This is a genomic window from Enterobacter sp. E14S (assembly GCF_055666685.1).
Genome location: NZ_JBVODQ010000008.1, coordinates 134,046 through 156,475, shown reverse-complemented (window position 1 = coordinate 156,475; position 22,430 = coordinate 134,046). Strand labels below are relative to the sequence as shown.

General features: G+C 55.7%; 20 protein-coding genes and 1 other RNA gene. 6 read left to right on the top strand and 15 right to left on the bottom strand.

Annotated elements, in window-relative coordinates; genetic code table 11:
• Positions 1–20 precede the first annotated feature (20 nt).
• From gcvT to ACZ6J2_RS16600, 5 genes are all read right to left on the bottom strand, one after another.
• The gene (gene gcvT / locus ACZ6J2_RS16620) at positions 21–1,115 is read right to left on the bottom strand and encodes a glycine cleavage system aminomethyltransferase GcvT (RefSeq protein WP_471726231.1); all 1,095 of its coding nucleotides are present in this window, start codon (positions 1,113–1,115) and stop codon (positions 21–23) included.
• Between the two features lie 397 nt (positions 1,116–1,512).
• Complete coding sequence (ubiI, locus tag ACZ6J2_RS16615) at positions 1,513–2,715, bottom strand: FAD-dependent 2-octaprenylphenol hydroxylase (protein WP_214580512.1); 1,203 nt, start codon at positions 2,713–2,715, stop codon at positions 1,513–1,515.
• 12 nt (positions 2,716–2,727) lie between these two features.
• Complete coding sequence (gene ubiH / locus ACZ6J2_RS16610) at positions 2,728–3,906, bottom strand: 2-octaprenyl-6-methoxyphenyl hydroxylase (RefSeq protein WP_471726230.1); 1,179 nt, start codon at positions 3,904–3,906, stop codon at positions 2,728–2,730.
• Positions 3,903–5,216, bottom strand: a complete 1,314-nt coding sequence (gene pepP / locus ACZ6J2_RS16605; protein WP_471726252.1) for a Xaa-Pro aminopeptidase — start codon at positions 5,214–5,216, stop codon at positions 3,903–3,905. The genes ubiH and pepP overlap by 4 nt, the downstream gene beginning before the upstream one ends.
• 31 nt (positions 5,217–5,247) lie before the next feature.
• The gene (locus ACZ6J2_RS16600; protein WP_023333316.1) at positions 5,248–5,826 is read right to left on the bottom strand and encodes a YecA/YgfB family protein; all 579 of its coding nucleotides are present in this window, start codon (positions 5,824–5,826) and stop codon (positions 5,248–5,250) included.
• Positions 5,827–5,994: 168 nt separating this feature from the next.
• Here ACZ6J2_RS16600 and zapA point away from each other — a divergent pair, with 168 nt between their 5' ends.
• From zapA to ACZ6J2_RS16585, 3 genes are all read left to right on the top strand, one after another.
• Complete coding sequence (gene zapA / locus ACZ6J2_RS16595) at positions 5,995–6,324, top strand: cell division protein ZapA (RefSeq protein ID WP_006811891.1); 330 nt, start codon at positions 5,995–5,997, stop codon at positions 6,322–6,324.
• Between the two features lie 41 nt (positions 6,325–6,365).
• A non-coding RNA gene (gene ssrS, locus ACZ6J2_RS16590) (6S RNA) lies at positions 6,366–6,549 on the top strand.
• Between the two features lie 24 nt (positions 6,550–6,573).
• Complete coding sequence (locus ACZ6J2_RS16585; RefSeq protein ID WP_032660084.1) at positions 6,574–7,170, top strand: 5-formyltetrahydrofolate cyclo-ligase; 597 nt, start codon at positions 6,574–6,576, stop codon at positions 7,168–7,170.
• Positions 7,171–7,278: 108 nt separating this feature from the next.
• Here the strand turns inward: ACZ6J2_RS16585 and serA are convergent, their stop codons facing one another.
• Together serA and rpiA are read right to left on the bottom strand one after the other, a co-directional pair.
• On the bottom strand, positions 7,279–8,511 hold the full coding sequence (serA, locus tag ACZ6J2_RS16580) for a phosphoglycerate dehydrogenase (RefSeq protein ID WP_023309113.1): 1,233 nt from the start codon (positions 8,509–8,511) through the stop codon (positions 7,279–7,281).
• Between the two features lie 264 nt (positions 8,512–8,775).
• The gene (rpiA, locus tag ACZ6J2_RS16575) at positions 8,776–9,435 is read right to left on the bottom strand and encodes a ribose-5-phosphate isomerase RpiA (RefSeq protein WP_014885151.1); all 660 of its coding nucleotides are present in this window, start codon (positions 9,433–9,435) and stop codon (positions 8,776–8,778) included.
• 127 nt (positions 9,436–9,562) lie between these two features.
• Here rpiA and argP point away from each other — a divergent pair, with 127 nt between their 5' ends.
• Complete coding sequence (gene argP / locus ACZ6J2_RS16570) at positions 9,563–10,456, top strand: DNA-binding transcriptional regulator ArgP (protein WP_008499727.1); 894 nt, start codon at positions 9,563–9,565, stop codon at positions 10,454–10,456.
• A gap of 48 nt (positions 10,457–10,504) precedes the next feature.
• Here the strand turns inward: argP and ACZ6J2_RS16565 are convergent, their stop codons facing one another.
• From ACZ6J2_RS16565 to tkt, 7 genes are all read right to left on the bottom strand, one after another.
• On the bottom strand, positions 10,505–11,245 hold the full coding sequence (locus ACZ6J2_RS16565) for an oxidative stress defense protein (RefSeq protein WP_033146598.1): 741 nt from the start codon (positions 11,243–11,245) through the stop codon (positions 10,505–10,507).
• 91 nt (positions 11,246–11,336) lie between these two features.
• Positions 11,337–11,972, bottom strand: a complete 636-nt coding sequence (argO, locus tag ACZ6J2_RS16560) for an arginine exporter ArgO (RefSeq protein WP_021242063.1) — start codon at positions 11,970–11,972, stop codon at positions 11,337–11,339.
• A 143-nt stretch (positions 11,973–12,115) separates the two neighbouring features.
• On the bottom strand, positions 12,116–12,970 hold the full coding sequence (gene mscS / locus ACZ6J2_RS16555) for a small-conductance mechanosensitive channel MscS (protein ID WP_024906566.1): 855 nt from the start codon (positions 12,968–12,970) through the stop codon (positions 12,116–12,118).
• 186 nt (positions 12,971–13,156) lie between these two features.
• Positions 13,157–14,236, bottom strand: a complete 1,080-nt coding sequence (fbaA, locus tag ACZ6J2_RS16550) for a class II fructose-bisphosphate aldolase (RefSeq protein ID WP_029739216.1) — start codon at positions 14,234–14,236, stop codon at positions 13,157–13,159.
• Positions 14,237–14,328: 92 nt separating this feature from the next.
• The gene (gene pgk, locus ACZ6J2_RS16545; protein WP_023333323.1) at positions 14,329–15,492 is read right to left on the bottom strand and encodes a phosphoglycerate kinase; all 1,164 of its coding nucleotides are present in this window, start codon (positions 15,490–15,492) and stop codon (positions 14,329–14,331) included.
• Positions 15,493–15,541: 49 nt separating this feature from the next.
• Entirely contained in the window at positions 15,542–16,561 is a 1,020-nt protein-coding gene (gene epd / locus ACZ6J2_RS16540) for an erythrose-4-phosphate dehydrogenase (protein ID WP_032660071.1), read from the bottom strand.
• A gap of 341 nt (positions 16,562–16,902) precedes the next feature.
• Complete coding sequence (gene tkt, locus ACZ6J2_RS16535; RefSeq protein WP_471726228.1) at positions 16,903–18,894, bottom strand: transketolase; 1,992 nt, start codon at positions 18,892–18,894, stop codon at positions 16,903–16,905.
• A 272-nt stretch (positions 18,895–19,166) separates the two neighbouring features.
• Here tkt and loiP point away from each other — a divergent pair, with 272 nt between their 5' ends.
• Together loiP and ACZ6J2_RS16525 are read left to right on the top strand one after the other, a co-directional pair.
• Positions 19,167–19,925, top strand: a complete 759-nt coding sequence (loiP, locus tag ACZ6J2_RS16530; protein ID WP_021242066.1) for a metalloprotease LoiP — start codon at positions 19,167–19,169, stop codon at positions 19,923–19,925.
• A gap of 210 nt (positions 19,926–20,135) precedes the next feature.
• Positions 20,136–21,404 carry an OprD family outer membrane porin gene (locus ACZ6J2_RS16525; RefSeq protein ID WP_471726227.1) on the top strand — a complete coding sequence of 423 codons (1,269 nt, stop codon included), beginning with the start codon at positions 20,136–20,138 and terminating at the stop codon, positions 21,402–21,404.
• A gap of 50 nt (positions 21,405–21,454) precedes the next feature.
• Here the strand turns inward: ACZ6J2_RS16525 and speB are convergent, their stop codons facing one another.
• Positions 21,455–22,375: an agmatinase gene (speB, locus tag ACZ6J2_RS16520; RefSeq protein WP_014071686.1), complete on the bottom strand. Its 921-nt coding sequence runs from the start codon at positions 22,373–22,375 to the stop codon at positions 21,455–21,457.
• Between the last annotated feature and the right edge of the window lie 55 nt (positions 22,376–22,430).

Below are 22,430 nucleotides of genomic sequence, written 5' to 3'. Positions count from 1 at the left end.
AGTTCTCCTGATAAAAATGATTAGGCGACCGGCTTACCGGCGCGAACAAAAATCGGTTTGGTCACGTTGACCGGCATTTCGCGGTTGCGGATTTGTACCACCGCCGTTTCGCCAATGCCCGCCGGCACGCGTGCCAGTGCAATACTGTAGCCCAGCGTCGGGGAGAAGGTACCGCTGGTGATCACGCCTTCGCGAGGATTGCCGTCGGCATCGGTGAAGCGCACCGGCAGTTCACCGCGCAGCACGCCCTTCTCGGTCATCACCAGACCCACCAGCTGTTCAGTGCCCTTCTCGCGCTGCATCTCCAGCGCTTCACGGCCAATAAAGTCACGGTCAGCCGGTTCCCATGCGATGGTCCAGCCCATGTTGGCGGCCAGCGGAGAGATGCCTTCATCCATCTCCTGACCGTAGAGGTTCATCCCCGCTTCCAGACGCAGCGTATCGCGCGCGCCCAGACCCGCAGGCTTCACGCCCGCTTCCACCAGCGCACGCCAGAAATCAGCGGCCTTCTCATTCGGCATCGCAATTTCGTAGCCCGCTTCACCGGTGTAGCCGGTGGTGGCGATAAACAGATCGCCCGCCTGCACGCCGAAGAACGGCTTCATGCCTTCGGTTGCTTTGCGCTGCTCGTCGTTAAACAGAGACGCGGCTTTCGCCTGCGCGTTCGGCCCCTGTACGGCGATCAGCGACAGGTCGTCACGGACGGTGATGTCGATGGCATAAGGTTCGGCGTGTTGGGTGATCCAGGAGAGGTCTTTTTCGCGGGTGGCGGAGTTGACAACGAGGCGGAAGAAATCTTCAGTGAAGTAATAGACGATAAGGTCATCAATCACGCCGCCCGAGGCATTCAGCATGCCGGTATAGAGCGCTTTACCCGGCGTTTTCAGTTTGGCGACGTCGTTTGCCAGCAGATAACGCAAAAACTCCCGGGTGCAGCTACCGCGCAGATCGACAATCGTCATGTGGGACACGTCGAACATACCGGCATCGGTGCGCACCGCGTGGTGCTCATCAATCTGCGAGCCGTAGTGCAGCGGCATCATCCAGCCATGGAAGTCCACCATGCGGGCGCCGCATAACACGTGTTGTTCGTACAAAGGAGTCTGTTGAGCCATCTTGTCCTCGTTGAAAAATTCACCGTGAAACCCGGTGTCGGCCCCGTTACCTGGCGCCGACGCAAACGTTCTCTTTTACCCGAACTTACCACCGAAACCGGCGGTTAACCATAAGGTAAAACGGGTCATCACATTAGCTTATGACCAAAAAACGCTAAAAAGCCTACAGAGTTATTCACTGGAAAAATGCGATTAACCCCGCACAAAATTAACAATGATCTAACAGGATTTAGCACATGGTGATATTTCGTGCGGAAAAACGGGCCGAATTTCCGTAACGAGAAAAACACGACATTAGATTATCTAATGCGAAAAAAGACGTGAAATTAGAATATTTCAAACGAGGGAATTTCCCCGGCGCAGAGGCCGGGAAAATAAAGTGTGACAGGGATCGAGATTAGCGTAACCAGTCGGGAAGATCGTTAAGACCCATCGCCTGGCGAAGAAGTTGAGGTTTGACGCCAGGAAGCGTATCGGCCAGTTTAAGACCAATATCGCGCAGCAGTTTTTTCGCCGGATTTGCGCCGGCAAACAGCTCGCGGAAACCCTGCATTCCCGCCAGCATCATCGCCGCACTGTGCTTGCGGCTGCGCTCGTAGCGACGCAGGTAGAGATGCTGACCGATATCTTTGCCTTCGCGATGCAGGCGACGCAGTTCCTCAACCAGCTCCGCCGCGTCCATAAAGCCAAGGTTGACGCCCTGCCCTGCCAGTGGATGAATGGTATGCGCCGCGTCCCCCACCAGCGCCAGACGGTGCGCCGCAAACTGACGCGCGTAGCGGCCGGTTAACGGGAACACCTGCCGCTCGCTTTCAAGGGTGCACAAGCCAAGGCGGTTATCAAACGCCATGCACAGCGCCTGGTTAAAGGCGTCCGGCGTCGCCTCCTGCATCAGCTGGGCTTTTTCAGGCACCAGGGACCAGACAATCGAGCACAGGTGCGGATCGGCAAGCGGCAGGAACGCCAGTATGCCGTCGTTGTGGAAAATCTGGCGCGCCACGCCGCCGTGCGGCTCTTCGGTGCGGATCGTCGCGACCAGAGCGTGATGACGATAGTCCCAGAAGGTCAGCGGGATATCGGCTTTATTACGCAGCCAGGAGTTAGCACCGTCAGCACCGACAACCAGACGGGCGGTCAGCATATCGCCGCTCTGCAGGGTGATAAACGCCTCGTTTTCGCCCCATGCCACCTGCTGGACCTGCGCAGGCGCAATCAGCGTCACGTCGCTGCACTGCTGCGCTTTCTGCCACAGCGCGTGGTGGATCACCGCGTTTTCGACGATATGACCCAGATGGCTATAGCCCATGCTTTCATCATCAAAAGCAATATGACCAAAGCTGTCTTTATCCCAGACTTCCATGCCGTGATAGCAGCTGGCGCGCTGCGCCACAATATCTGCCCAGACGCCAAGGTGCGTCAGCAATTTCTCGCTGGCGGCATTGATTGCTGAGACGCGGAGTTCCGGCGGGGCATCTGGCGCAACGGGCTGAGGCTGCTTTTGCTCCAGCACCGCCACGCGCAGGCCGCTGCCCTGTAAACCACAGGCCAGCGCCAGTCCGACCATACCGCCGCCAACGATGGCGACATCAACATTTTGCACGGTGATAACTCCTTAACGCGCGACCCAACCAAGAGTCCGCTGCGCCAGCACGTCACGTGCCGGAATGAATAATTCCATCGCCATCAGCCCGAGGTTGCGACCCGCAACCAGCGGTGCCCAGCGATTGGCAAAAAGATGGACTAAGCCGTCGGTGACGCCAATCGTCGCCTCTTTATCCGCCTGGCGGCGCTTCTGGTAATGGCTGAGCACCGGGTATGCGCCACAGTCTTTTTGTTCGCCCCATGCCTGAGAAAGGGTTTCCGCCAGGCTCATGACATCCCGCAGGCCAAGGTTGAACCCCTGCCCCGCGATGGGGTGCAGCGTCTGCGCGGCATTACCGACAAGCGCCAGACGATGGGAGATGGACTGAGAGGCTGTCGTCAGCGAAAGCGGGTAGACCGCACGTTTCCCCGCATGGGTAATACGCCCCAGCCGCCAGCCAAAGGCTTTTTGCAGCTCGGTACAAAAACGTTCGTCTGACCAGGCTTTAACCTCTTCAGTCTTATCCTGCGGATGACACCAGACCAGGGAACAGCGCCCGTCCGACATCGGCAGCATCGCCAGCGGGCCATGCTGCGTAAAGCGTTCAAACGCCCTGCCGTGATGTTCAGCTGCGGTCGCGACATTCGCAATGACCGCAACCTGCCCGTAAGGCTGCTGACGCCACTCCACGCCGCACTGGGCGCCGAGCGATGAGCGCGAGCCGTCCGCGGCGACCAGAAGCTGGCCTTCAAGCAAGGTGCCGTTTTCCAGCGTCACGCTGACCGACGCCTCACTGCGGCTCACGCCGGCCACGCGCGCCGGACAATGCAGCGTGACGCCCGGCGCATCCTGTAACAGACGGAACAGACGCAGGCCAACGTCGTGGAGTTCAACAACCTGACCCAGCGCGTCAATGCGGTAATCCTGCGCGTCCAGCGTGACAAAGCCAGCATGGCCGCGATCGCTCACGTGGACGGTGTTAATTGCCGTCGCGCAATCGGCGATGGCCTGCCAGATGCCAATGCGGGACAGCTGCTGGCAGGTACCCTGCGCCAGGGCAATAGCGCGGGAATCAAAACCGGGATGATTCTTTGCCTGCGGCGCGACGGCTTCCACCAGGTGCACCGGAAGCTGGCCTTTCGTCAAATGCGAAATGGCCAGCGCCAATGTGGCCCCGGTCATGCCGCCGCCAACGATAATCACGCTCATGCGCGTGCCGCTGCCATCAGCGCCTCGATATCGTCAGCGTTTTTCACGACGCTCGCGGTCAGGTTTTCGTTACCGGTTTCGGTAATGACGATGTCATCTTCAATACGAATGCCAATCCCGCGGTACTCCTCAGGCACGTCGGCATCCGGCGCGATATACAGGCCTGGCTCCACGGTTAACACCATGCCCGGCTCCAGCACGCGCGAACGGTCGGTGCCGTACGCGCCAACGTCATGCACATCCAGCCCCAGCCAGTGGCTCAGGCCGTGCATGAAGTACGATCGATGCGCATTTTCAGCGATCAGGGTGTCGACCTCTCCTTTCAGGATCCCGAGCCTGACCAGGCCGGTAATCATGATGCGCACCACTTCGCCGGTCACTTCCTGTATTGAGGTACCGGGACGATACAGCCTGAGCGCCGTCTCAAGCGATTCCAGGACAATGTCGTAAATGGCGCGCTGTGCCGGTGAGAATTTACCGTTCACCGGGAAGGTACGAGTGATGTCTCCCGCGTAGCCCTGATATTCGCAACCGGCGTCAATCAGCACCAGATCGCCGTCGCTCAAAGCGCTTTCGTTTTCGGTGTAGTGCAGAATGCAGCCGTTTTCTCCGCCGCCAACAATGGTGTTGTAGGAGGGATAACGTGCGCCGTGGCGGTTAAATTCGTGGTGAATTTCGCCTTCCAGCTGGTATTCGAACATCCCGGGACGGCACTTTTCCATGGCGCGGGTGTGCGCCAGGGCGCTGATTTCGCCCGCACGACGCATCAAATTCAGCTCTTCTTCAGACTTGAACAGGCGCATCTCATGCACCACCGGACGCCAGTCCGTCAGCGTGGCCGGCGCGGACAGGTTCTGCCGCGAGCCTTTGCGCAGCTTATCCAGCGCGGTGAAAACAATCTCATCGGCGTAGGCATATTCGCCCTGCGCGTGATAGAGCACGTCGAGGCCGTTAAGCAGCTGATAGAGCTGCTGGTTGATTTCGCTAAACGCCAGCGCGCGGTCAACGCCCAGCTTCGCCGGTGCAGCCTCCTGGCCTAAGCGGCGGCCAAACCAGATTTCGGCCGTCAGATCGCGCACGCGGTTGAAAATCACGCTGTGGTTGTGGGTGTCATTGCTCTTAATCAGCACCAGCACCGCTTCCGGCTCGTTAAAGCCGGTGAAGTACCAGAAATCGCTGCTCTGGCGATAGGGATATTCGCTGTCGGCGCTGCGCGTGACTTCGGGTGCAGCAAAAATCAGCGCGGCGCTGCCCGGCTGCATTGTTGCCAGCAGCGCCTGACGGCGGCGCGAATACTCTTGACTCGAGATAACCATGACACCCTCCTGTGCGTTATTTTTCTTAATGTAAGGTTGGCTTGCGGACTTCCGGCGCGGTCGGCTGTGAGCGCGTAAAGTTGTCGTGGCACAGCAGTGCCGCCACGCGCACGTACTCGATAATCTCTTCAAGAGACATTTCCAGCTCTTCCTGGTCTTCGTCTTCATCGTAGCCAAGCTGGGCGATGTTACGCAGGTCGTCAATCGCTTCACCCGCTTCGCCGGTCACTTTATCCAGTTTAGGCTGCGTCACACCCAGCCCCAGCAGATAGTGGTTTACCCAGCCAGCCAGCGCATCGGCGCGATCGAACACGCTGACGTCGTCGCCTTCAGGCAGATAAAGCTGAAAAAGGAAGCCATCGTCTTCCAGCGAATCGCTGGTTGCGGCGTGCATTTTACGCAGCGCTTCCGCCAGCTCGTGACCAAACGCCAGCCCTTCATTCGTGAGGTCGTGGATCAGCGGCTGCCATGAGCTGTCGCTGTTTCCGCCGCACAGCATGCCACTGATCAGACCGTGCATTTCGGCAGGGGTTAAACCGATTCCCTGCTGGTTCAGTAACTGGTTTAAATCCTTGTAACCAGGCATTTCGTTCTGTATAGACATGAGCATTCGTCATCAAAGGGGGGAAGTTTCATGATATGCTACCACTTTGGACCCTGGTGATACCAGAAAAGGGCTTGTATCTTCACATCAGGGTAGCTATAGTGTCGCCCCTTCGCAGCCCCCGGGGCAGTAAGCGAAGGCAGCGCAGTCAATCAGCAGGAAGGTGGCATGTCTGCACAACCCGTCGATCTCCAGATTTTTGGCCGTTCACTGCGAGTGAATTGTCCGCCTGAACAAAGGGATGCTTTGAATCAGGCAGCGGACGATTTGAATCAGCGGTTGCAAGATCTAAAAGAACGCACTAGAGTCACAAATACTGAGCAGCTGGTTTTCATAGCCGCGTTGAACATCAGCTATGAACTGACTCAGGAAAAAGCGAAGACCCGCGACTACGCGGCAAGCATGGAGCAGCGCATTAAAATGCTCCAGCAGACCATAGAACAGGCATTGCTTGATCAAGGTCGCAATCCCGAAAGACCGGGACCAAAGTTTGAATAACACTTCTCAGTTGACTATGGTAGAGTAACTGTGAAGACAAAATTTCTCTGAGATGTTCGCAAGCGGGCCAGTCCCCTGAGCCGATATTTCATACCACAAGAATGTGGCGCTCCATGGTTGGTGAGCATGCTCGGTCCGTCCGAGAAGCCTTAAAACTATGACGACACATTCACCTTGAACCAAGGGTTCAAGGGTTACAGCCTGCGGCGGCATCTCGGAGATTCCCTCTCTTTTCTTCTACCGACTACCATGACCCAATTCCCTGAAGTTTCTGCTTCACGCCAGGACATCCGTCAGTTAATTCGTCAGCGCCGCCGTGCGTTAACCGCCGATCAGCAAGCGCATTTTGCCCAGCAGGCCGCCGCCCGTATGATGGCGTATCCCCCTGTCGTGATGGCGCACACCGTTGCGCTGTTTCTGTCATTTGATGGAGAGCTGGATACCCAACCGCTGATAGAGCAGCTCTGGCGCGCCGGGAAGAAGGTCTATCTGCCGGTGCTGCACCCGTTCAGCGAAGGTAATTTGCTGTTTCTGCACTATCACCCCCACAGCGAGCTGGTGGTGAATCGCCTGAAAATCACCGAGCCGAAACTCGACGTGCGCGACGTGCTCCCGCTGTCACAGCTGGATGTGCTGATCACACCACTGGTGGCGTTTGATGAACAGGGCCAGCGTTTAGGGATGGGCGGCGGTTTTTACGACCGGACGCTGCAAAACTGGCAGCAGTACGGGTTGCAGCCGGTGGGCTATGCGCATGATTGTCAGGGCGTGGAGGCGTTGCCGGTGGAGAAGTGGGATGTGCCGTTGCCGGCGGTAGTGACGCCATCAAAGTTATGGGAGTGGTGAAACAGGCGTGCGGCCTGATGCCCTCACCCCAGCCCTCTCCCATAGGGAGAGGGAGAAAACATAAAAAACGGTAACTCTCGTTACCGTTTCGCATTTACCTCGCCACAATCAGTACAGCAGACGCGCGCGAATCGTCCCCTGAATCGCCTTCATGCTCTGCAGCGCTTTTTCGGCCACATCGTCATCCGCTTCGATATCAATAACTACGTAACCCATCTGCGAGTTCGTTTGCAGATACTGCGCGGCAATATTGACGCCCTGCTCGGCAAAGATCTGGTTGATCGCGGTCAGCACGCCAGGACGGTTCTCGTGGATGTGCAGCAGACGACGACCACCGTGCAGCGGCAGAGACACTTCCGGGAAGTTCACAGCAGAGAGCGTAGAACCGTTGTCGGAATATTTGCTCAGCTTACCCGCCACTTCCAGACCGATATTCTCCTGCGCTTCCTGGGTAGAGCCGCCGATGTGCGGCGTCAGGATCACGTTGTCGAATTCGCACAGCGGGGAGGTAAACGGATCGCTGTTGGTCGCTGGCTCCGTCGGGAAGACGTCGATGGCCGCGCCCGCCAGGTGCTTACGCTTCAGCGCATCCGCCAGGGCCGGGATATCGACAACCGTGCCGCGCGCGGCGTTGATCAGCAGCGAGCCCGGCTTCATCAGCGCCAGCTCTTCCGCGCCCATCATGTTTTTGGTGGACGCATTTTCCGGCACGTGCAGGCTCACCACGTCGCTCATGTTCAGCAGGTCAGACAGGTGTTGAACCTGGGTCGCATTGCCCAGCGGCAGCTTGCTTTCGATATCATAGAAAAACACGTGCATACCCAGGGATTCCGCCAGAATACCGAGTTGCGTACCGATGTGGCCGTAGCCGATAATCCCCAGTTTTTTACCACGCGCTTCATATGATCCGGACGCCAGCTTGTTCCACACGCCGCGGTGCGCCTTGGCGTTAGCTTCAGGAATGCCGCGCAGCAGCAGCAGCAGTTCGCCGATCACCAGCTCCGCTACGGAACGGGTGTTGGAGAACGGGGCGTTGAAGACGGGAATACCGCGTTTGGCGGCAGCATTCAGGTCAACCTGGTTGGTACCGATGCAGAAGCAGCCGATAGCCACCAGCTTTTCCGCCGCGGCAATAACCTCTTCAGTCAGGTGAGTACGGGATCGCAGGCCAATGAAGTGGGCATCACGGATGGACGCTTTCAGCTCTTCGGTATCGAGCGCGCCTTTGTGAAATTCGATGTTGGTGTAACCTGCCGCACGAAGGCTATCGATTGCTTTTTGATGCACGCCCTCGACCAGCAGGAATTTAATCTTGTCTTTCTCCAGTGATACCTTTGCCATTTACCCGACCCTGTTTTTGTCTGAACTGATGTTGTGCTGGATATGAATCCGCTGTAGCCAACATATCAAAAAACTATTGCAGCAATATGAACGTTTGCGTCGGCACTCTGAAGAAAAGTCATACAGAGCAAAATGTCAGAGGAAAATGCTATGGAAATTTACAATCGCGGCAGGATCGGCAAAAGAGGCGTAAAAACGTGACACAAGTCACCGAATTTAGCTTTTCAAAAATTTTTTAGCGGGGGGAGGACTCCCCCCGTCAGATCATTTTACGATGGTTTTCACGCCGTCAGCGGTGCCGATCAGCGCCACATCCGCGCCACGGTTGGCAAATAGCCCTACGGTCACTACGCCTGGGATAGCGTTGATGGCATTTTCCAGCGCAATCGCGTCAAGAATTTCCAGACCGTGAACGTCGAGGATCACGTTACCGTTGTCGGTGACGACGCCCTGACGGTATTCCGGACGACCGCCCAGCTTCACCAGCTGACGGGCAACCGCGCTACGCGCCATTGGGATCACTTCGACCGGCAGCGGGAAATTACCCAGAATGTCGACCTGCTTGGAGGCGTCCGCGATGCAGATAAACTTGTCCGCAACGGAGGCGATGATCTTCTCGCGCGTCAGCGCCGCGCCGCCGCCTTTGATCATCTGCATGTGGCCGTTGATTTCATCCGCGCCATCAACGTAAATCCCCAGACGATCCACTTCGTTGAGATCGAAAACGGTAATGCCGAGGCTTTTCAGCTTTTCCGTGGAAGCATCAGAGCTGGAAACCGCGCCCTCGATTTGCCCCTTCATCGTGCCCAGCGCATCGATAAAGTGTGCCGCGGTTGATCCCGTACCGACACCGACAATGGTACCCGGCTGCACGTACTGGAGAGCGGCCCATCCTACTGCTTTTTTCAGTTCATCCTGCGTCATGATCGTTTTGCCTGTGGTGTGAAAACTCAGGGCGCATTATAGAACACGTCGAATGGAATTCGTCTGCCACGAAGGGAAAATTGTGTCATAGTGCAGAATAAGCAAAATTAAGGAGCCAGCCAGAGCAATGAAACGTCCGGACTACAGAACACTACAGGCACTTGATGCAGTTATTCGTGAACGCGGTTTTGAGCGCGCGGCGCAAAAGCTTTGCATCACCCAGTCCGCCGTATCACAGCGTATCAAACAGCTTGAAAACATGTTCGGCCAGCCGCTGCTGGTGCGTACCGTGCCGCCACGTCCAACCGAGCAAGGGCAAAAGCTTCTCGCCCTGCTGCGCCAGGTTGAACTGCTGGAAGACGAGTGGCTGGGTGACGAACAAACGGGCTCTACGCCGCTGCTGCTCTCTCTGGCGGTCAACGCCGACAGCCTGGCAACCTGGCTGCTGCCGGCCCTTGCGCCGGTATTAGCAGATTCCCCTATCCGCCTGAATTTACAGGTTGAAGATGAAACCCGTACCCAGGAACGCCTGCGTCGCGGTGAAGTGGTTGGGGCGGTCAGTATCCAGCCTCAGGCCTTGCCAAGCTGTCTTGTCGATCAGCTGGGCGCGCTGGACTACCTGTTTGTGGGTTCAAAAGCCTTTGCCGAGCGCTACTTCCCGAACGGCGTCACCCGCGCCGCGCTGCTGAAAGCTCCTGCCGTGGCGTTCGACCATCTGGACGATATGCATCAGGCGTTCCTGCAGCAAAACTTCGATCTGCCGCCGGGCAGCGTGCCGTGCCATATCGTCAACTCGTCTGAAGCCTTCGTGCAGCTTGCGCGTCAGGGCACCACCTGCTGCATGATCCCGCATCTGCAGATTGAGAAAGAGTTGAAAAGCGGTGAGTTGATTGACCTTACGCCGGGGCTGTATCAGCGCCGGATGCTCTACTGGCACCGTTTTGCGCCGGAAAGCCGCATGATGCGCAACGTCACCGACGCGCTGCTGGCGTACGGGCACAAGGTATTGAGACAGGATTAATCGCTTGAATTCCCTCTCCCTGCGGGAGAGGGTTAGGGTGAGGGCAAATTACTGTGCCTTAGGCGCCTCAGTTTGCTGAGTTTGGGTTGGCTCCAGCTGGAACACCACATCCACCTGATCGTCAAATTGAATGGTTGGCTGCTCGTATGTTTCCTGAGCAGATACCGGGGCTGCATCAGCCTTCATCATCCGTACCATCGGGCTTGGCTGGTAGTTAGAGACGTGGTAACGCACGCTGTAAACCGGGCCGAGCTTGCTCTTAAAGCCAGAAGCCAGCTGTTCCGCCTGGTGAATGGCATCATCAATCGCCGCTTTACGCGCTTCGTCTTTGTATTTTTCCGGTTGCGCAACGCCCAGCGACACGGACCGAATTTCGTTGAGACCCGCCTTCAGCGCGCCATCCAGCAGCGAGTTAAGCTTATCCAGCTGACGCACGGTCACTTCGACGGTACGCACGGCACGGTAGCCTTTCAGGATGCTTTTACCATTCTGGTAGTCATAATCGGGTTGAGTACGCAGGTTCGCGGAGTTGATATCTTTTTTACCGACACCGTTCTGCTCAAGGAAAGAGAGGTATTGCGCAACACGATCGTCAGCCTGCTTCTTGGCAGATGCCGCATCTTTCGCAGACACATTGACTTCAATTGCCAGCGTTGCGACATCGGGTACCGCGTCCACGCTTGCGGTGCCTGAAGTGACGATGTGCGGGCCATCCGGCAGTTCACTTGCCTGCACCGACACCGCACCAAAACTTACTAATGCCGCCAGGGCCATCACCTTAAACTTCACTGTTATTCCTCCATGTTGCGAAGAGTGCCCATTAACAGGGCGCATGCCAGCAAGCTTAGCGGGTCTTGTTCAGTTGTCCATAAGACAAGGATTAGTTGAACAATTCCTGAACGTGGTGAATCCCCTCTTTTGCCAGCTGAAAGGCAATAAACCACATCACCAGCCCCACCAGCGTATTAATGATGCGCTGGGCTTTGGCCGTACGCAGACGAGGCGCCAGCCATGCAGCCAGAATGGCGAGACCAAAGAACCAGAGGAAAGAGGCGCTAACCGTACCCAGCGCAAACCAGCGTTTCGGCTCAACGTCCAGCTGCCCGCCCAGGCTGCCCAGCACCACGAAGGTGTCCAGATAAACATGCGGATTAAGCCAGGTGACCGCCAGCATGGTGACGATAATCTTCCAGCGGCCCTGCTTCATGACTTCCGCGCTCGCCAGTTCGAGGTTGCTGCTCATCGCGGTTTTCAGGGCACCAAAACCGTACCAGAGCAGAAACGCCACGCCGCCCCAGGTGACCAGCGCCAGCAGCCAGGGAGACTGCATGAGCAATGCGCTGCCGCCAAAAATTCCGGCACAGATCAGCAGTAAATCGCTTACCGCGCACAGCAGGGCAATCATCAGATGATACTGGCGGCGAATGCCCTGGTTCATCACAAACGCATTTTGCGGGCCAAGTGGGAGGATCATGGCCGCACCTAAGGCAAGCCCTTGAAAGTAATAAGATAACATGAAGAAATTCTCACAGTATTGTTCTGGAAGGAGACTATACTGCGCGAATTACATTAGAGGAAATTGATAATATTAATTGGGGATTAGCAACACTTATAAAAATAAAGCCCGGTAGCGCTAGCGCTGACCGGGCCTGCGAGAAGTTATTCGGCTTCTTTGACTTTTTTGACGTTTACGTCCATCTGAGGGTACGGGAAGCTGATGCCGTTGGCATCGAAGTCGCGCTTAATGCGCTCCAGCACGTCCCAGTACACGTTTTGCAGATCGCTGCTCTTGCTCCAGATACGCACCACGAAGTTAATAGAGGAAGCGCCCAGTTCGTTGAGGCGAACCGTCTGCTCTTTGTCTTTCAGAATGCGATCGTCTGAAGCAATGATGTTGCTAATCAGCGACTTCACCTGATCGATGTCGGAGTCGTACGCCACGCTGATAATCAGTTCGTTACGACGGACCGGCTCACGGGAGAAGTTAATGATGTTGCCCGCGATGATTTTCCCGTTCGGCACGACCACGATGCGGCCATCGACGGTACGCATGGTCGTTGAGAAAATCTGCACCTGCAGCACGGTTCCGGCAATGCCGCCAAGGTCAACGTATTCGCCGGAGCGGAACGGACGGAAGGTAACCAGCAGAACGCCTGCCGCCAGGTTTGACAGCGAGCCCTGCAGCGCCAGACCAATAGCCAGACCGGCGGCACCGAGAACGGCAATGACGGAGGCAGTCTGCACGCCCACACGGCCCAGCGCCGCAATCAGCGTAAAAGCGATAATGCCGTAGCGCACCAGAGCGGAGAGGAAGTCAGCCACCGTGGCGTCAATGTGACGGGCCAGCATTACGCGGTTAACCGCGTTCGATACGATACGCGCCACGATCATCCCGACGATGATGATGGCAATCGCCGCGACGATGTTCACGGCATAGCTCAGCAGCAGCGCCTGGTTGCGCACCAGCCAGTTACCGGCGTTGTTGATGCTGTCTACAACATCGAGTTGTTCCATTTATTCTTCCTTTTGTTAAACCAAAACACAAAATCCATCCCCCATGGAGACAGGCAGGTCCGTAAAGGGTAAACAAAAAGCGCAAGTATTGCCAAACAGATCACAAAAACCGGCCTGACAGGGTATTGAAAAAGCATAAAAAAAGGCCCGCATTTGCGGGCCTTCTGATGCTGTTAGCAGCTCAAATTACAGAACGTCTACCGCGTTCAGCTCTTTGAATGCCTGCTCCAGACGAGTAATCATAGAAGTCTGGGCAGCGCGCAGCCATACGCGTGGATCGTAGTATTTCTTGTTCGGCTGGTCTTCGCCTTTCGGGTTGCCCAGCTGACCCTGCAGGTAAGCTTCGTTGGTTTTGTAGTACTGCAGAATACCGTCCCATGTTGCCCACTGGGTGTCGGTATCGATGTTCATTTTCACTACGCCGTAGCTTACGGAGTCTTTGATTTCCTGAGCAGAAGAACCGGAACCGCCGTGGAAGACGAAGTTCAGGCTGTTGTGCGGCAGGTTGTGTTTCTTAGAAACGTATTCCTGAGAATCACGCAGGATAGTCGGGGTCAGAACCACGTTACCTGGTTTGTAAACGCCGTGTACGTTACCGAAGGACGCTGCGATGGTGAAGCGTGGGCTGATTTTGCTCAGCTCGGTGTAAGCGTAATCAACGTCTTCTGGCTGGGTGTACAGTGCAGAAGCGTCCATGTGGCTGTTGTCCACGCCGTCTTCTTCACCACCGGTGCAACCCAGTTCGATTTCCAGAGTCATGCCCATTTTGGCCATGCGCGCCAGGTATTTAGAGCAGATTTCGATGTTTTCGTGCAGTGACTCTTCAGACAGGTCGATCATGTGAGAAGAGAACAGTGGCTTACCGGTTGCCGCGAAGTGTTTTTCACCCGCGTCCAGCAGACCGTCGATCCACGGCAGCAGTTTCTTCGCGCAGTGGTCAGTGTGCAGGATAACTGGAACACCGTAGTGCTCAGCCATCTGGTGTACGTGATGTGCACCGGAGATAGCGCCCAGGATTGCAGCACCCTGAGGAATGTCAGTTTTCACGCCTTTACCTGCGATGAACGCAGCGCCGCCGTTAGAGAACTGAACGATAACTGGAGCTTTAACTTTAGCAGCAGTTTCCAGTACGGCGTTGATGGAGTCGGTACCCACGCAGTTAACTGCTGGCAGAGCGAAGTTGTTTTCTTTAGCTACCTGGAACACTTTCTGTACGTCATCACCAGTGATAACGCCAGGTTTTACGAAATCAAAAATTTTAGACATGTTGCTTAGTCCTGTATCTTCGGCCGTTAGAAAAGGTGCGAGCTCTTAAAAGCGCGCTGAAAATTGGGCAGGTTTCCCTGCCCTTGAATGGCTTACTTCTTAGCGCGCTCTTCGAGCATTGCTACTGCTGGCAGTACTTTGCCTTCCACGAATTCGAGGAATGCGCCGCCACCAGTGGAGATGTAGGAGATCTTGTCAGCGATACCGAACAGGTCGATTGCCGCCAGGGTGTCACCACCGCCTGCGATAGAGAACGCTTCGCTGTCTGCGATAGCGTTAGCAACGATTTCAGTACCTTTGCGGAAGTTCGGGAATTCGAACACGCCAACAGGACCGTTCCACAGGATAGTTTTTGCGTTTTTAAGGATTTCAGCCAGTTTCTGTGCAGAAACGTCGCCCAGGTCCAGAATCTGCTCTTCATCTTTGATGTCGTTAACAGATTTCAGGGTCGCGGTTGCGGTTTCAGAGAACTCGGTCGCTACGCGAACGTCAGTTGGAACCGGGATATCGCAGGTGCTCAGCAGGCGTTTGGCTTCGTCAACCAGGTCTGCTTCGTACAGGGATTTGCCTACGTTGTGGCCCTGAGCGGCAACGAAGGTGTTCGCGATACCACCGCCAACGATCAGCTGGTCAGCGATTTTAGACAGGGAATCCAGAACGGTCAGTTTGGTAGAAACTTTAGAACCACCAACGATAGCCACCATTGGACGAGCAGGTTCTTTCAGTGCTTTACCCAGCGCTTCCAGTTCGTCAGCCAGCAGAGGACCGGCACAGGCTACGTCTGCGAATTTACCGATACCGTGGGTTGACGCCTGAGCACGGTGAGCCGTACCGAATGCATCCATCACGAACACGTCGCACAGTGCAGCGTATTTTTTGGACAGAGTTTCGTCGTCTTTCTTTTCGCCTTTGTTAAAGCGAACGTTTTCCAAAACGACCAGTTCACCGGCTGCAACTTCAACGCCGTCCAGGTAATCTTTCACCAGGCGAACCGGGTTGGACAGTTTGTCTTTCAGGTAATTAACCACTGGCAGCAGAGAGAACTCTTCGTTGTACTCGCCTTCAGTTGGACGACCCAGGTGGGAGGTGACCATCACTTTCGCGCCCTGCTTCAGAGCCAGTTCGATGGTTGGCAGAGATGCACGGATACGCGCGTCACTGGTCACTTTGCCATCTTTAACCGGTACGTTCAGATCGGCACGGATGAAAACGCGTTTACCAGCCAGATCCAGATCGGTCATCTTAATTACAGACATGGTGAATCCTCTCGTTGATTCTTAAAGTTTTGCAGACGCACAATGCGTCTTACCTGAAACCTTGAGCGGCCATTGCTAACGTGGTGTCGAGCATTCGGTTAGCAAAGCCCCATTCGTTATCACACCAGACCAGCGTCTTGATAAGGTGTGCGCCACTGACTCTCGTTTGCGTGCCATCGACGATGGCGCTGTGCGGGTCGTGGTTAAAATCTACTGAGACCAACGGTAATTCCGTATAGTCAACTATACCATGAAATGCCCCCTGTGCCGCTTTTTGCAGCAACAGGTTGACTTCACAGGCTTTTACCGGTTTTTTCACCGTCACGCTAAGATCGATTGCGGTGACGTTAATCGTCGGGACACGCACGGCAATCGCTTCAAACCGGTCATTAAACTGCGGAAAAATTCGGGTGATCCCTGCCGCCAGTTTCGTGTCCACCGGAATGATTGACTGGCTCGCAGCGCGAGTGCGTCGTAAATCCGGATGGTAGGCGTCAATAACCTGCTGATCGTGCATGGCGGAGTGAATCGTGGTCACGGTGCCGGATTCAATGCCATACGCATCGTCTAACAGTTTGATGACCGGAATAATGCAGTTAGTGGTACAGGAGGCGTTGGAAACAATGCGGTGTTCGGCCTGCAGCTCATGCTGGTTGACGCCAAACACGACGGTTGCGTCGAGGTCGTTACTTCCGGGATGAGAAAAGAGGACTTTTTTCGCGCCTGCAGCAAGATGCGCTTCGCCATGTTCGCGGTTGCCGTACACGCCGGTACAGTCAAGCACCACATCCACACCCAGTTCACGCCAGGGTAGCCCGGAGATGCTGTTCTCATGCAGCACGCGAATAGCGTCGTCACCAACAAAAAGTCGATCTCTTTCCTGGCGTACGTCCCAGGCAAAGCGTCCGTGGCTGGTGTCATATTTCAACAAATGCGCCATGCCCGTAGCATCCGCCAGTTCATTGATTGCCACCACGGTTATTTCCGCCCGACGTCCGGATTCATATAAAGCACGAACCACATTACGTCCGATGCGACCGAAGCCATTAATCGCTACGCGTACGGTCATAGATCTCCTGCAGAGCAATCCCTGAGTTTGAGGTGGCTGAAAGAGTAATCCAGCTACGCCCGAAGGGGAATCCTTGCTGTCACAAACTGCGATTGATTGGTCAATTGTCGAACATTTAATCGACTGAAACGCTTCAGCAAGAATAAGCGAATCGGGGAATAAAAGGAATGTCTGTCCAGATGAATAAGCGAGCTATATGACTTGCGTCACATTTTAGGTGGAATAATTTACGCCGAGGGAAAAGCAAAACGGTAACCGAAAGGTTACCGTTTTTAGTGTTTGCACCCTCTCCCCGAGGGAGAGGGCCGGGGTGAGGGCATCAGCCCGCACCGTATAAACAATTACAGCAGTTCTTTCGCCTTAGCGACAACGTTCTCAACGGTGAAGCCGAACTCTTCGAACAGCAGCTCTGCCGGAGCAGACTCACCGAAGGTGGTCATACCGACGATAGCACCGTTCAGGCCCACGTATTTGAACCAGTAGTCAGCGATACCCGCTTCCACTGCCACGCGAGCGGAAACCGCTTTAGGCAGGACGGATTCACGGTAAGCGGCATCCTGCTTGTCGAACGCGTCGGTAGACGGCATGGAAACCACGCGCGCTTTCACGCCTTCGGCAGTCAGTTTTTCCCAGGCTGCAACAGCCAGTTCAACTTCAGAACCGGTGGCGATGAAGATCAGCTCTGGCTGGCCCGCGCAATCTTTCAGCACGTAACCACCGCGAGCGATGTTCGCCAGCTGCTCTGGAGTACGCTCCTGCTGTGCCAGGTTCTGACGGGAGAGGATCAGCGCGGTTGGACCGTCCTGACGCTCAACGCCGTATTTCCACGCCACCGCGGATTCCACCTGGTCACATGGACGCCATGTGCTCATGTTCGGGGTCACGCGCAGGGAAGCCACCTGCTCTACCGGCTGGTGAGTTGGACCATCTTCGCCCAGACCGATGGAGTCGTGGGTGTAGACCATCACCTGACGCTGTTTCATCAGCGCGGCCATACGCACGGCGTTACGTGCATATTCGACAAACATCAGGAAGGTAGAGGTGTACGGCAGGAAACCGCCGTGCAGGGAGATACCGTTGGCAATCGCGGTCATACCGAATTCACGTACACCGTAATGGATGTAGTTACCGGCAGTATCTTCGTTGATTGGCTTAGAACCAGACCACAGGGTCAGGTTAGATGGTGCCAGGTCAGCGGAGCCGCCCAGGAATTCTGGAAGCCATGGGCCGAACGCTTCAATCGCATTCTGAGACGCTTTACGGCTCGCGATTTTAGACGGGTTCGCCTGCAGCTTAGCAATGAATTCGTTCGCTTTCGCGTCGAAGTCAGACGGCATTTCACCTTTCATACGACGGGTGAATTCCGCAGCTTCCTGCGGGAACGCTTTCGCATAGGCAGCGAACTTCTCGTTCCAGGCCGCTTCTTTCGCCTGGCCTACTTCTTTTGCATCCCACTGAGCGTAGATTTCAGATGGGATTTCGAATGCAGGGTGTTTCCAGCCCAGCGCTTCGCGGGTCAGTGCGATTTCCACATCACCCAGAGGCGCGCCGTGGGAGTCGTGAGTACCCGCTTTGTTCGGGGAGCCGAAGCCGATGATGGTTTTGCACATCAGCAGGGACGGTTTGTCCGTCACCGCGCGCGCTTCTTCTACTGCACGTTTAATCGAGTCAGCATCGTGACCATCAACGCCACGCACTACGTGCCAGCCGTAGGCTTCGAAACGTGCAGCGGTGTCGTCGGTGAACCAGCCTTCAACGTGACCGTCGATGGAGATACCGTTGTCGTCATAGAACGCAACCAGTTTGCCCAGCTTCAGGGTACCTGCCAGGGAGCACACTTCGTGAGAAATGCCTTCCATCATGCAGCCGTCGCCCATGAACGCGTAGGTGAAGTGATCGACGATGTCGTGACCAGGACGGTTGAACTGCGCCGCCAGCGTCTTCTCAGCAATCGCCATACCCACAGCGTTAGCAATACCCTGACCCAGCGGGCCGGTGGTGGTTTCTACGCCAGCGGTGTAACCCACTTCCGGGTGACCTGGAGTTTTAGAGTGCAGCTGACGGAAGTTTTTCAGCTCTTCAATTGGCAGATCGTAGCCGGTGAGGTGCAGCAGGCTATAGATCAGCATTGAGCCGTGGCCGTTGGACAGCACGAAGCGGTCGCGGTCAGCCCATGACGGGTTCTGCGGGTTGTGGTTCAGGAAATCACGCCACAGGACTTCGGCGATATCAGCCATACCCATAGGAGCCCCTGGGTGGCCGGATTTGGCTTTCTGTACTGCGTCCATGCTCAGCGCACGAATAGCATTAGCAAGCTCTTTACGTGAGGACATTTTAACTCCAGATCGGACTGTTAAAGGCCATGCCCTTGACGACAGCGCGTTTTGGGCTACGCCGGAAAAAAGTGCCAACAATGTAACCCAAGCCGCAAGTCATGTACATGGAGCATTCTTTTGCTTGTTAAGAAATCTCTGGATCATGCTCGCATGTTGCGCAATCTGCTCGCCCGGCCCTGCAGATATTCCTTATACTTAGCCCGACACCGGCTTCGCTGACGGTGACCTTTTCGGATTTTATTCAGTTTAACGAGTACGGAAGCAACCTCATGAAAATGCGTGCAATAGTGCTGGCCCTGGGTACAACGCTCCTGCTGAGCGGCTGTCAGAATATGGATTCTAACGGTCTGATGACGTCAGGCGCAGAGGCCTTTCAGGCCTATTCCCTGAGCGATGCGCAGGTGAAAGCGCTGAGCGACCAGGCCTGTAAAGATATGGACGGAAAAGCCACGCTTGCGCCGGCTAACAGTACCTACACGCAGCGTCTGAATAAGATTGCTTCCGCGCTGGGCGACAACATCAACGGCCAGCCGGTGAACTACAAGGTCTACATGGCGAAAGACGTGAACGCCTTCGCGATGGCGAACGGCTGTATCCGCGTCTATAGCGGGCTGATGGACATGATGACCGACAACGAAGTGGAAGCGGTGATCGGCCACGAAATGGGCCACGTTGCCCTGGGCCACGTGAAGAAAGGGATGCAGGTTGCGTTAGGCACCAATGCCATCCGCGCAGCGGCGGCCTCAGCGGGCGGTATCGTTGGCAGCCTGTCGCAGTCACAGCTTGGGGACGTGGGTGAAAAGCTGGTTAACTCTCAGTTCTCACAGCGTCAGGAGTCCGAGGCGGATGACTACTCCTACGATCTGTTGCGCAAACGCGGCATTAATCCATCAGGTTTAGCCACCAGCTTCGAAAAACTGGCCAAGCTGGAAGCCGGACGCCAAAGCTCCATGTTTGACGATCACCCGGCCTCAGAAGAGCGCGCACAGCATATTCGCGACCGTATGGCCGCAGACGGAATTAAATAATTTCAGAAGGAGGCAGTTTTGCCTCCTTTTTATTTCGCATGAATTGTTAACTTAACAGCACGTATCGATAACACCTCTAAAAGCCCCGCCAAATCTGCCCTATCGCATTGAAATGTCTGGTCACATAATTATTGCAAAGGTCACTTTTTCCGGTAATTATCACCCCCGCAGTTATTCAAATTAATATATCCAGACAGAGACGTTCCCTCCGTGAAAAAAGAATTATCATTAATTGCTTTAAGTTTATTTGCCGCATTACCTGCCGCTGCTAGCCAGCAATCCGACAGCCAGGGTTTTATTGACGACAGCCATCTGGATCTGTTTTTACGCAATGCGTATATCAGCCGCGACTACCATCAGGGCCAGCAGGACAAAGCCGAATGGGGTCAGGGGATCATCGCCACCTTTGCATCCGGCTATACCGAAGGGCTGGTGGGCTTTGGTGTAGACGGTATTGCTCAATACGGCGTGCGCCTGGACGGCGGCCGTGGCAAAAGCGGCGCAGGCGGCATCGACTTCTTTAAACAGGAAGAGGATGGCCGGGCAAAATCCGATCTGGCAAAGTTTGGCGCCACCGCCAAAATGCGCATATCAAACACCGTACTGAGCTACGGGAATCAGCGTCCTGAGCTGCCTATCATCAATGCCGACAGCTCTCGCCTGCTGTTTGAAAGCTACACCGGCACCATGCTGACCTCGAAAGAGATCGACGGTCTGGAAGTCAACGCTGGTTACTTCACCGACGAGCAGCGTAAAAGCGATGACCGCCACGACAGCGGGCTGAAGAGCCTCTCCTTCGGCGGTGCGAGCTATCAGTTTAACGACCAGTTCAGCGGCGCGCTGTACGCCTCTCATAATGAAGAGGTAATGAACAAGCAGTACCTGGGCATGAACTTCAAACAGCCGTTCAGCACCGGGCAGCAGCTGGTACTCGACTTCAACGGCTATAACTCCCGTCTGGACCAGAGCTACGCGGACAGCCTCGACACGGGCCGCAGCAACACCATCTGGAGCCTGGCGGCGAGCTACATCTGGGACATTCACACGTTCAAAGTGGCTTACCAGCAGAGCAGCGGCAGCACCGGCTACAACTACGGCGGCTATCGCGACAAGGGCGGCGTGGGTGACGGCGGTAACACCATCTGGCTGGCGAACTCCTACTGGTCTGATTTTAACGGCGAAGATGAACGTTCCTGGCAGGCATCCTACGGTCTGGACTTTGCCGGCCTTGGCTTACCGGGCCTGAGCTGGACCACCGCCTACGTGCGCGGCGATAACATCAAAACCTCTGAAACCAGCAACGGCAAAGAGCACGAGTGGTTTAACCAGATCCAGTACCAGGTGCAGGATGGCCCGGCGAAGGATCTGAAGCTGAAACTGCGTTACTCCGTCCTGCGCGTCTCCGGCAACGCCAGCGAGTACAACGTGGGCGGGGACGAGATCCGCGCTTACGTGGAATACCCGTTTAACGTGTTCTGAAGGCAATAAAAAACCTCTCAAGAGAGAGGTTTTTTCACGCCAGGCGAGACTTACTCGCCTTTCTTAGCAGCCTGAATATAGAGCATTTCCAACGCCAGAGTCGCTGCGGCCAGCGCGGTGATCTCGGACTGGTCATACGCAGGCGCCACTTCCACCACGTCCATCCCGACAATGTTCAGATCCTTCAGGCCGCGCACCAGCTTGATGGCACGATCTGAGGTCAAACCGCCGATGACCGGCGTACCGGTGCCCGGTGCAAATGCCGGATCCAGGCAGTCGATGTCGAAGGTCAGGTATACGGGCATATCACCCACGATCTGCTTCACCTGAGCGATGATGTCGTCCACGCCGCGATCGTTAACCTGGCCCGCATCCAGCACGGTGAAACCGTTGTCTTTGTCGAACTCGGTGCGAATACCGATCTGCACGGAGTGGTTCGGATCGATCAGGCCTTCGTTCGGCGCGGTGAAGAACATGGTGCCGTGGTCAAACTCGCAGCCGTTCGCGTAGGTGTCGGTATGTGCATCGAAGTGCACCAGCGCCATTTTACCGAAGTGCTTCGCATGGGCGCGCAGCAGCGGCAGGGTCACGAAGTGGTCGCCGCCGAAGGAGAGCATGCGCTTACCGGCAGCCAGCAGCTTCTCGGCGTGCGCCTGCAGCTTCTCGCTCATCTCACGCGCGTCGCCGAAGGCGTACACCAGGTCACCGCAGTCCACCACGTTCAGGCGCTCGCGCATGTCGAAGTTCCATGGGAAGCGGTTATGCTCCCAGGCCAGGTTAGTTGAAACCTGACGGATCGCTGCCGGGCCGTGACGCCCCCCCGCGCGGCCAGATGTTGCCATATCGAACGGCACACCGGTGATCACCCAGTCAGCGTCGCTGTCGTACGGCTGGAAGTTCATCGGAAGGCGTAAAAAACCAAACGCGTTAGATACCAGAGAGTTATCGTACTGATGACCTAAAGTGCTCATGTCCTGACCTCTTTTAAAGTCGATACATTAAAAACAGATGAAAAAAAATCCCCTC

Excerpts from the sequence above, each read along its gene's own strand:
- argP (WP_008499727.1), top strand. The coding sequence starts at position 9,563 with ATGAAACGTCCGGACTACAGAACACTACAGGCACTTGATGCAGTTATT.
- speB (WP_014071686.1), bottom strand. The coding sequence starts at position 22,375 with ATGAGCACTTTAGGTCATCAGTACGATAACTCTCTGGTATCTAACGCG.
- rpiA (WP_014885151.1), bottom strand. The coding sequence starts at position 9,435 with ATGACGCAGGATGAACTGAAAAAAGCAGTAGGATGGGCCGCTCTCCAG.
- epd (WP_032660071.1), bottom strand. The coding sequence starts at position 16,561 with ATGACCGTACGCGTAGCGATTAATGGCTTCGGTCGCATCGGACGTAAT.
- gcvT (WP_471726231.1), bottom strand. The coding sequence starts at position 1,115 with ATGGCTCAACAGACTCCTTTGTACGAACAACACGTGTTATGCGGCGCC.
- tkt (WP_471726228.1), bottom strand. The coding sequence starts at position 18,894 with ATGTCCTCACGTAAAGAGCTTGCTAATGCTATTCGTGCGCTGAGCATG.
- fbaA (WP_029739216.1), bottom strand. The coding sequence starts at position 14,236 with ATGTCTAAAATTTTTGATTTCGTAAAACCTGGCGTTATCACTGGTGAT.
- ubiH (WP_471726230.1), bottom strand. The coding sequence starts at position 3,906 with ATGAGCGTGATTATCGTTGGCGGCGGCATGACCGGGGCCACATTGGCG.
- ACZ6J2_RS16600 (WP_023333316.1), bottom strand. The coding sequence starts at position 5,826 with ATGTCTATACAGAACGAAATGCCTGGTTACAAGGATTTAAACCAGTTA.
- argO (WP_021242063.1), bottom strand. The coding sequence starts at position 11,972 with ATGTTATCTTATTACTTTCAAGGGCTTGCCTTAGGTGCGGCCATGATC.
- zapA (WP_006811891.1), top strand. The coding sequence starts at position 5,995 with ATGTCTGCACAACCCGTCGATCTCCAGATTTTTGGCCGTTCACTGCGA.
- loiP (WP_021242066.1), top strand. The coding sequence starts at position 19,167 with ATGAAAATGCGTGCAATAGTGCTGGCCCTGGGTACAACGCTCCTGCTG.
- serA (WP_023309113.1), bottom strand. The coding sequence starts at position 8,511 with ATGGCAAAGGTATCACTGGAGAAAGACAAGATTAAATTCCTGCTGGTC.
- pgk (WP_023333323.1), bottom strand. The coding sequence starts at position 15,492 with ATGTCTGTAATTAAGATGACCGATCTGGATCTGGCTGGTAAACGCGTT.
- mscS (WP_024906566.1), bottom strand. The coding sequence starts at position 12,970 with ATGGAACAACTCGATGTTGTAGACAGCATCAACAACGCCGGTAACTGG.
- ACZ6J2_RS16585 (WP_032660084.1), top strand. The coding sequence starts at position 6,574 with ATGACCCAATTCCCTGAAGTTTCTGCTTCACGCCAGGACATCCGTCAG.